The following is a 6,128-nucleotide window of genomic DNA, read 5'->3' as shown; positions in this document are numbered from 1 at the left end:
CGGCCGGGGGGCGGCCGGGGGGCGGCCGGGGCCGGTCAGCCTTCGGCCGGCTCCAGGAATCCCTGCTCGACCAGAACCCGGATCGCCTCCGGAGTCCGGTCCCGCAGCACGACGGGATCCTCCTGCACCAGGTGCGCGATCGCGTCCAGGATCCGGCCCGCCGTGAGTGAGCCGTCGCACACTCCGGCGAAGCCCGCCCCGACCGTGTCGACCTTGGTCGCCCGCCGCATCCCGCGGTTCTGCCGGAGCACCACGTGCTCCGGGTCCTCCGCGCCGGGCGCGCCGACCTGCTCCTGGACGACCTCCGCCGCCAGCACGAAGCGGGCCTCCAGCAGGGCCGCGTCGTCGTGGTCCCGCAGGTAGTCCTGACGGGCGAAATGGGCCACGACGGCGTCGCCGAGCGGCTGCTCCACCGAGTGCGGCCACTCCTCGACCACGATGGAGGGCTCCGCCGCGTCACTGCGGCGCAGCGTGATCCAGCCGAAGCCGACGGCCTTGGTCTTGCGGGCCTCGAACTCGTCCAGCCAGTCCTCGTACCGCCGCGCGTACTCGGCGGGGTCGGTGCGGTGGTCGCCCGCGTCGCGCAGCCACAGCTCCGCGTACTGCGTGACGTCCTGCACGTCACGCTGCACGATCCACGCGTCGCAGCCGCGCGGTACCCAGGCGCGGACCCGCTCGTGCCAGTCCTCGCCCTCCACGTGCTGCCAGTTGCCGAGGAACTGCGCGTACCCACCCGGGTTGAGGTGCGCGCCGGCCTCCTGGACGAGGGTCCGGCACAGGTCGTCGCCGCCCATCCCGCCGTCGCGGTACGTCAGCCGGGCGCCGGGGGAGATCACGAACGGCGGATTCGACACGATCAGGTCGTACGTGGCCTCGCCGACCGGCTCGAACAGTGACCCCCGCAGCAGCTCGGCCTCCTGCGCGCCGGACAGCGCCAGGGTCAGCCGGGTGAAGTCCAGGGCCCGGGGGTTGACGTCGGTGGCGGTGACCCGGGTGGCGTGCTGGGCGGCGTGCAGGGCCTGGATGCCGGATCCGGTGCCGAGGTCGAGGGCGCTGCCGACCGGGGTGCGGACGGTGATCCCGGCCAGGGTGGTGGAGGCCCCGCCGACACCGAGGACCACCCCCTCCTCGCGGCTGCCGATCCCGCCGGCCCCGCCGACGGCGCAGCCGAGGTCGGAGACGATGAACCAGTCCTCGCCGTCGGGTCCGCCGTACGGGCGCACGTCGACGGTGGCGTGCAGCTCATCGCCTTCCCGGCGCAGCCAGCCGTCGGCCAGCGCCGCTTCGACGGGCAGCGCCCGGGCGGCGTTCACGTACGGCTCCGGCTGCTGGAGCAGGAACAGCCGGACCAGGCTCGCGAGCGGTCCGTCGCCGGAGCCGCGCGTGGCGCGCAGGGCGGGGACCGTCTCGCTGCGGGCCAGCGCGGCGTAGGCGGGGGCGCCGAGCAGGTCGAGCAGGCCGTCGGCGGTGAAGCCGGCGGCGAGCAGGGCCGTGCGGAGCTCGGCGGCGCGGTCGGGCGAGGGAAGGCTGGTGGTACTCACCGGTCCATTGTGTCGGCTGCCGCCGCCGATGCGTATGCCGCGCGGCCGCTGATGCCGACGATGCGTGTGCCGGGTCGGCCCGAGCCGGGCGCCGGATTCCCCCCGACACGCGCGCGCCGCGCCGCCGGTGGCCCGGCGTGCGGCGCGGCGCACCGCCCGGCGTGCCGCTCCGCATGCGCCGGGGCGGCCGGGTTCCTCGGAACCCCGGCCGCCCCGGTCCGCGTACCGCTTCCGCTTCCGCTTCCGCCGGCAACGGCGCCCGCGGGCTACCTCACTTCGGCGACGCCGACGGCGCCGCGACCTGGCAGCCCTTCTGGCTGTTCATCGCCTTGTCCAGACCGCCGGCCTTGAGCGTGCTGAGCGCGTTCTTGCCGCCGTTGGTGGCCGATTCGAGTCCACCGGCCACCTCCTTGAGCCCCTCGGCGAACTTCGTCTGGTCCTTCGGGTCCAGGCCTTCCATCTTCGTCTTCAGGTCGGCGTAGCCCTTGGACGACTCCTCGAAGCCCTTGATGGCCGTGTCCTGTGTCGTCTGGCCGTCCTTGACCGGAGGAACTCCCGCCCCCTGGAGGGCGGTCCCCATCGCCTTGTACGACGCGGACATGGTGCCGAACGCCGCGGAGTCGGTCGTCTGCACCTCTTCGGGCTTGCTGCTCTCGGTCGCCACCCGCTTGATGTCCGCGTTGGCGGTCTCGATCTTCTTCAGCTCCGGCTGCCACTTGTCGCAGACCTTCTTGGCCCAGGCGTTGGCCTTGTCGTCCGTCTCATCGCCGCCACAGCCGGACAGCACGAGCATCAGCACCGCACCGCCGGACACCGCGGCCGCAAACTTCTTGTTCACCGGATTGGTCCCTTCGAAGGCTCTCGGCCCGGAAGATACACGCCTGCCATCCGAGCACACAGAAAGGCGGACAGACGGCGCGTCAGTCCGCGCCGCCCGTCCGCCGTTCGGGCGTATCTTCGAGTCCTCGGGCCGGTCGGCCCACAGGTCCCTCCGAGGGTCACCCCTCGGGTCAGGAAACCACCGCGGGATCGGCCTGCTGGGCCACCCGCTCGGCGGGCGCGCCCTCGCCCTCGGAGTCGTCCCCGACCGTGATGCCGCGGCGCTTGGAGATGTACACCGCGCCGGCGATGACGGCGATGGCCAAGGCCGCGACGATCGCGCGCACGGTCGCGCTCGTGTCGGGGCCGTAGCTGAACTGCACGACCGCCGGGGCGATCAGCAGCGCCACCAGGTTCATGACCTTGAGCAGCGGGTTGATCGCGGGACCCGCGGTGTCCTTGAACGGGTCGCCGACCGTGTCGCCGATGACGACGGCCGCGTGCGCCTCGCTGCCCTTGCCGCCGTGGTGCCCGTCCTCGACGAGCTTCTTCGCGTTGTCCCACGCGCCACCGGAGTTGGCGAGGAAGACCGCCATCAGGGTGCCGGTGCCGATGGCACCCGCGAGGAACGAGCCGAGCGCGCCGACGCCGAGCGAGAACCCGACGGCGATCGGGGTGAGGACCGCGAGCAGGCCGGGCGTGGCGAGCTCGCGCAGCGCGTCCTTGGTGCAGATGTCCACGACGCGCCCGTACTCGGGCTTCTCGGTGTAGTCCATGATCCCGGGGTGCTCGCGGAACTGGCGGCGCACCTCGTAGACGACGGCGCCCGCGGAGCGGGAGACGGCGTTGATGGCGAGGCCGGAGAACAGGAACACGACCGCCGCGCCCAGGATCAGGCCGACCAGGTTGTTGGGCTGGGCGATGTCCAGGCTGAGGTTCATCTCGCCCGCCTTGGCACCGACTTCCTTGACCGCGTTCGCGATGGCGTCGCTGTACGAGCCGAAGAGCGCGGCCGCGGCGAGCACGGCGGTGGCGATCGCGATGCCCTTGGTGATGGCCTTGGTGGTGTTGCCGACGGCGTCCAGGTCGGTCAGGACCTGCGCACCGGCGCCCTCGACGTCGCCTGACATCTCGGCGATGCCCTGGGCGTTGTCGGAGACGGGCCCGAAGGTGTCCATGGCGACGATGACGCCGACGGTGGTGAGCAGGCCGGTGCCGGCCAGGGCCACCGCGAAGAGCGCGAGCATGATCGACGTGCCGCCGAGCAGGAACGCCCCGTACACGCCGAGGCCGATGAGCAGCGCCGTGTAGACGGCGGACTCCAGGCCGACGGAGATGCCGGCGAGGACGACGGTGGCCGCGCCGGTCAGGGAGGACTTGCCGATGTCCCGGACGGGACGGCGGCTGGTCTCGGTGAAGTAGCCGGTCAGCTGCTGGATCAGGGCCGCGAGCAGGATGCCGATCGCCACGGCGACGAGCGCCAGGATGCGCGGGTCGCCGGAGTGGTTGGTGATCGTGGCGTTCTCGACGCCGATGAGGTCCTTGTAGCTGGACGGCAGGTAGACGAAGACGGCGATCGCGACCAGGACCAGCGAGATCACGGCGGAGATGAAGAACCCGCGGTTGATGGCGGTCATTCCGCTCCGGTCGGAGCGGCGCGGGGAGACCGCGAAGATGCCGATCATGGCGGTGACGACGCCGATCGCGGGGACGATCAGCGGGAAGGCGAGGCCGAGGTCGCCGAAGGCGGCCTTGCCGAGGATCAGTGCGGCCACCAGGGTGACGGCGTACGACTCGAAGAGGTCGGCCGCCATACCGGCGCAGTCGCCGACGTTGTCGCCCACATTGTCGGCGATGGTCGCGGCATTGCGCGGGTCGTCCTCCGGAATGCCCTGCTCGACCTTGCCGACCAGGTCGGCGCCGACGTCGGCGGCCTTGGTGAAGATGCCGCCGCCGACGCGCATGAACATCGCGATCAGGGCGGCGCCGAGGCCGAAGCCCTCCAGGACCTTGGGGGCGTCGGCGGCGTAGACCAGGACGACGCACGAGGCGCCGAGCAGGCCGAGGCCGACGGTGAACATGCCGACGACGCCGCCGGTGCGGAAGGCGATCCGCATGGCCTTGTGCGAGACGTCGGTGAGGTCCTTGGCGGGCTCGCCCTCGGCGGGGGTCGCCTCGCGCGCGGCGGCGGCGACGCGCACGTTGGCGCGGACCGCGAGGCGCATGCCGATGTAGCCGGTGGCCGCCGAGAAGATGGCGCCCACGAGGAAGAAGGCGGAGCGTCCCGCCCTCTGGGTCCAGTCGTCGGCGGGGAGCAGGAAGAGCAGGAAGAACACGACGACGGCGAAGATCCCGAGGGTGCGCAGCTGCCGGCCGAGGTAGGCGTTGGCGCCTTCCTGGACCGCGGCGGCGATTTTCTTCATGCTGTCGGTTCCCTCGTCGGCCGCGAGAACCTGGCGGACCAGGATCTGCGCGACGACGAGTGCGGCAAGTGCCACGCCCGCGATCACCATGACGATGAGCCGATTGTCATCGGTGAGTACGGCTGCTGCCAGATCGGAGTTTCCGATCGGCGCGTTGGGGGTGAAGAGCCCCGTCATTCGTCCTCCTTGACGTGATGAGCTCAAGATGTGGACGGATTGTAGGGAGCTCTTCCCGATCAAAACAGTGCGCAGGAAACGGAATTGGCCTGCTCTTGCTCCTCAGCAATAGATCGCGCCACTCCATTACCCCCCGAAAGAAGTAATGGGGCAAAGGCATTGACGCCCGATCATTGATCTAGGAAATGCCGTGGGGTATGAAAAAAGGCCCTGCTCAGCAGGGCCTTGATGAAGATCGGAAGAATCTCCGGACGGGCGGGACTACGGGAGATCGGACGCGCCGGACACGGGCCAGCTCATCCGGATGGTCCCGCCACCCTCCCCGCTCGTCACCTCGACGTCGTCGACGAGCCCGCTGATCACCGCGAGGCCCATCTCGTCCTCGGTTTCGGTGTCCGGGTCCAGGGCGGCGTCGATGCCGGGCACGGCGCCCTCCGGGCCGCCGGCCGGTCCGGGCACCTCGTCGCCGACCTCGATGGAGAACAGCTTCTCCTCCTCGGTCAGGACCACCCGGACGGGCGCGGTCAGCCCGTTGCTGAGATGCAGACCGACGGCGCGCGAGCAGGCCTCGCCCACGGCGAGGCGGACCTCGTCGAGCACGGCTTCGTCCACGCCGGCCCGCCGCGCCACGGCGGCCGCGACGAGGCGGGCCGTCCGGACGTGTTCGGGCTGGGCGCTGAAGCGCAGTTCAACGGTGGCCATGCGCGTCCCCCTCGGACTACGGGCGTGCCTTACAGGGGCCCGGACCGCTGTCGGCCCGCGCCCCCGCTCCTCTTCGGCTCCCCCCGCGGCGCCTCGCGGCGCCCCGGGGGGTCGAACCGTCAGTCGGTGGCTGCGACGGCGTCCTCCACCGTCGTGTGGATCGGGAACACCTTCGTCAGGCCGGTGATGCGGAAAATCTTCAGGATGCGCTCCTGGTTGCACACCAGACGCAGCGAGCCCTCATGTGCACGGACGCGCTTGAGACCTCCCACGAGCACACCAAGCCCGGTGGAGTCGAGGAAGTCCACTCGCTCCATGTCGACAACCAGGTGGTAGCTGCCGTCGTTCACCAACTCGACCAACTGCTCGCGCAGCTTGGGCGCGGTATACACATCAATCTCGCCACCGACCTCCACGACCGTGCGGTCGCCGACAGTGCGAGTCGACAGGGACAGGTCCACGGATC

At 71.0% G+C, this 6,128-nt stretch carries 5 protein-coding genes; all 5 read right to left on the bottom strand.

Annotated features, from left to right (window positions below; genetic code table 11):
- Positions 1 to 35 precede the first annotated feature (35 nt).
- The 5 genes from ADK52_RS18910 to bldG all read right to left on the bottom strand — a co-directional run bounded on the left by ADK52_RS18910 (position 36) and on the right by bldG (position 6,123).
- Positions 36 to 1,541 (bottom strand): N5-glutamine methyltransferase family protein, encoded by a 1,506-nt coding sequence (locus ADK52_RS18910; RefSeq protein WP_053691008.1) that lies wholly within the window; start codon positions 1,539 to 1,541, stop codon positions 36 to 38.
- A 271-nt stretch (positions 1,542 to 1,812) separates the two neighbouring features.
- The gene (locus ADK52_RS18905; protein ID WP_053691007.1) at positions 1,813 to 2,379 is read right to left on the bottom strand and encodes a hypothetical protein; all 567 of its coding nucleotides are present in this window, start codon (positions 2,377 to 2,379) and stop codon (positions 1,813 to 1,815) included.
- A gap of 172 nt (positions 2,380 to 2,551) precedes the next feature.
- Positions 2,552 to 4,960, bottom strand: coding sequence for a sodium-translocating pyrophosphatase (locus tag ADK52_RS18900; RefSeq protein ID WP_053691006.1), 2,409 nt, complete (start codon positions 4,958 to 4,960; stop codon positions 2,552 to 2,554).
- Positions 4,961 to 5,221: 261 nt separating this feature from the next.
- A complete protein-coding gene (locus ADK52_RS18895) occupies positions 5,222 to 5,662 on the bottom strand; it encodes an ATP-binding protein (protein WP_053691005.1) in 441 nt (146 codons plus the stop codon).
- 119 nt (positions 5,663 to 5,781) lie between these two features.
- Entirely contained in the window at positions 5,782 to 6,123 is a 342-nt protein-coding gene (gene bldG, locus ADK52_RS18890) for an anti-sigma factor antagonist BldG (RefSeq protein ID WP_030152678.1), read from the bottom strand.
- Positions 6,124 to 6,128 lie beyond the last annotated feature (5 nt).

This window comes from Streptomyces sp. WM6372, assembly GCF_001279655.1.
Classification (GTDB): domain Bacteria; phylum Actinomycetota; class Actinomycetes; order Streptomycetales; family Streptomycetaceae; genus Streptomyces.
Note: the sequence above shows the minus strand (reverse complement) of the source record. Positions and strands in the feature narration are given on the sequence as shown.

What these genes read in the sequence shown, in the direction of transcription:
- ADK52_RS18900 (WP_053691006.1), bottom strand. Translation starts at nt 4,960, where the DNA reads ATGACGGGGCTCTTCACCCCCAACGCGCCGATCGGAAACTCCGATCTG.
- ADK52_RS18895 (WP_053691005.1), bottom strand. Translation starts at nt 5,662, where the DNA reads ATGGCCACCGTTGAACTGCGCTTCAGCGCCCAGCCCGAACACGTCCGG.